A 2,337-nucleotide genomic window follows, 5' to 3' on the forward strand; every position below is an offset into this window, starting at 1 on the left:
GGGATCTTGACCGGCAGACGTGTAGACTTCTTCGTTGCAAGCGCGCGCGCCACCGCTGGGGAAACGGTGGGCGAAGTACTCGGTTCAAAGTGCCAGCGCATACCGTCGAACGCGACCGGCCTTCCCGCCAGTGCAGGCGTACGCGTGTCATAAGCCTCGAAGTGCATGCCGTGGCCCGGTGTGGTGCACGTTCTGACCGGCACTAGGCGGCCGCCCATTTCGAGAACCCGGCTATGCGTATAGTGCGTCTCGTCGCCTCTGATCTCAGTCTGAAACACGATACCGGCACCGTACGCTTTCGGGTTATTCGTCGGTCCTGGAATGTACGTCAGAGCGGGGTCCAGATCGACGCTGATTCGATTGATAAACGCACGGTCTTTCGCGCCAAAGACTTGCACGCCATCGTGCACCGCCATATGCCAGGTCCGGGAAAGAGGCTCTTGGTAGACTGGGACATATTCTCGAACCCCTCCCTCTTTTTTGACCACGACCTCGAAAATATTTTCCGCGTTCAATTGCAGATCGTAATAATCGCCATAGAGTGCTATCTGACGCCTTCCTTCCTTGATATCGACGTTCAAACCAGCCGTGCTGAATGTGTCAGCGTATCGCCACGTCATGTGCGACTCATCGACGATGACGCGTCTCTCCAGAAGCTCCGGTCGTTGCGCATCGGGATGGTGGGTGATAAATTCGTTTTTTTAGATGTGGGCTTCAAATAAATTGGCCCCGCGGAAATATCCCCCATCGCATTCGCGGGTTTCACCTCCAACAATATTTCTCGGCGGACACCGCTCCCGGCAGGGGTGGTAAAATACGCTGCACGTGTCTGCCCCGGCAGCGCGTGTTTCAGCTCCAGCGGCTTGCCTTTCCCAGGCAGACGCGCGTGTCGAGGCATAAACGCGAGCCCGTCAACATCCAGCGCCATGGCCAATTCAGCGAGACTCCAGCGCTGGTAACGTTGGGCGCAGATCGCGTCGCCCTTGCTTTGGTAGTACTCGGAGCGCTTCGCGTTCGCGACGATCTTGGCGATCAGCGGCTTGATACCGAGCGTGAGAATATCCACCGCGCCGTTAAGGCCGTTTTCGACGCCGCGCATTTCAGGTGAAGGGTAGGCTTCGTCACCATCGAACAAGGCGCGAAAAGGGTTTTCGATGCGCTGCGCTTCGAATATTAAGAGTTTTCCTTCATTGTCACCTCTTACGTTGCGCACCTCCTCCTCGTAGGCGCAATTTTCCTTGATATGACGTTGAATCATTGCATTGAGCGCAGCTTCCGACGCGCGCTTTGGACGACTTTGGTGCTGTGGCGCAGGTGCCAGCGTTGCGAGCATGACAGGCTGCGCAGACGCAGATTGGCGAAACGCTGAGGCGATGCACGCCCCCTGTTCCGCGTTGAGCAAACCAGCGTCTATCCAGGCGTTTTTCAGCGATCCGATGATTTTCGCTTTCTGCTTTGATCCCGCTACGACAAGCATGCGGGTGCGGTCATCATATCGAACCGCAACGTCGGGCCGCGGTGCAGGGTCGTCCGTTACATCCGCTACACGCGGCGACGCAGAAGGCTTGATCGGCTCCGGTGTCCAGCCATTCCAATGCACCGTACCGACTCCATAAGGAATACCAGGGCTTATCGCTGCGACGTCATGGGCGTCGGCACCTTGCCTGGCATCCACTGAACGGACCGTGGTCAGCAGCAGCATAAATTGCAAAGCAGTCATGCCACGGTGTCCCGTTGGGCGCCCCCTATGGGTGACCGATGGCTCTTGTAACATCGGGGCGTTTCTCGCGAGCGCTATTTGCGTGTTGAATCTCGCCATTTCCGGGGGTAATCCTGGGTTCGAAGTCTGCTTTAGACACAGCGTTTCCAGAGCGGCATCCTGCTGAAAACGACCGACGCGTTGTCGGTATTGCATAGTGTCGATCGGCATAGGACTGCTCCACAAATCAGTTCATTGAAGCGCATTACGACTGACAAGCATATCAAAATTAGTGCATTTTTGGACTGCCGATTTTGGTGCAAATAGGTAAGATCGTTGAGAGTGTGCTTATATGTAGGATATCTTATCGAGAAAAGCGGACGGCGTTCCAAACATGGCTATTTTTGCCCATCCCCCGAAAACTGAAAATTTTCCCGAAAGCCTTTCTGGTAAAGGTGGCTCTGGTGCAAATAGGTGGTCTGAATCTGTTACATTATGCTGCTCAAAAATCGGGTGATCGATGATGAGCAAGGGCAAAGGCGGGGATGGGTTGTTTGATGGTCGACATTTTGATCGCGAAATCATCGTGCTGTGCGTGCGCTGGTACCTTCGCTACAAGCTCAGCCTACGCGATCTGG

General features: G+C 55.2%; 2 protein-coding genes and 1 pseudogene. 1 reads left to right on the forward strand and 2 read right to left on the reverse strand.

The features are described from left to right. Both WM40_RS26450 and WM40_RS26455 read right to left on the reverse strand, forming a co-directional pair. The coding region (locus WM40_RS26450) for a hypothetical protein (RefSeq protein WP_046154549.1) at nucleotides 1-620 on the reverse strand (620 nt) is incomplete at its 3' end. After that, nucleotides 617-1,477 carry a hypothetical protein gene (locus WM40_RS26455; protein ID WP_157793815.1) on the reverse strand — a complete coding sequence of 287 codons (861 nt, stop codon included), beginning with the start codon at nucleotides 1,475-1,477 and terminating at the stop codon, nucleotides 617-619. The genes WM40_RS26455 and WM40_RS26450, both read right to left, overlap by 4 nt. 745 nt (nucleotides 1,478-2,222) lie before the next feature. Here WM40_RS26455 and WM40_RS29740 point away from each other — a divergent pair. Continuing rightward, a pseudogene (locus WM40_RS29740) lies at nucleotides 2,223-2,337 on the forward strand (IS6 family transposase); the annotation flags it as partial.

This window comes from Robbsia andropogonis, assembly GCF_000970345.1.
Lineage (GTDB): Bacteria > Pseudomonadota > Gammaproteobacteria > Burkholderiales > Burkholderiaceae > Robbsia > Robbsia andropogonis.

What these genes read in the sequence shown, in the direction of transcription:
- WM40_RS26455 (WP_157793815.1), bottom strand. Translation starts at nt 1,477, where the DNA reads ATGCTTGTCGTAGCGGGATCAAAGCAGAAAGCGAAAATCATCGGATCG.